General features: G+C 53.3%; 1 protein-coding gene. It reads left to right on the top strand.

The window, feature by feature from the left end; translation table 11 throughout:
- Positions 1 to 103: 103 nt before the first annotated feature.
- Positions 104 to 353: redoxin domain-containing protein (locus JNK74_28805; GenBank protein ID MBL7650183.1), on the top strand; the 250-nt coding region annotated here is incomplete at its 3' end.

The following is a 353-nucleotide window of genomic DNA, read 5'->3' on the forward strand; positions in this document are numbered from 1 at the left end:
CTCTGTTTGAATGATTCAATTTCCACAATGGATAAAAGTCGCCTACCCTTCAAACCGTGTTAAGACCGATTAACGATCATCCACTCACCCAGAGGTATTGCCCATGAGCGTTCTAGTTACCCAGCCGGCCCCCGATTTCACCGCCGCCGCCGTCATGCCCGATGGATCGATCAACGAAGCCTTCAAGCTATCCGATCTGCGCGGCAAGTATGTGGTGCTGTTTTTCTACCCGCTGGACTTCACCTTCGTCTGTCCGTCGGAAATCATCGCGCATGATCACCGCGTCTCCAAGTTCAAGGAGCTGGGCGTGGAAGTGGTCGGCGTGTCCATTGACTCGCAGTTTAGCCACTTTG

It is taken from the genome of Candidatus Hydrogenedentota bacterium (assembly GCA_016791475.1).
GTDB lineage: Bacteria > Hydrogenedentota > Hydrogenedentia > Hydrogenedentales > JAEUWI01 > JAEUWI01.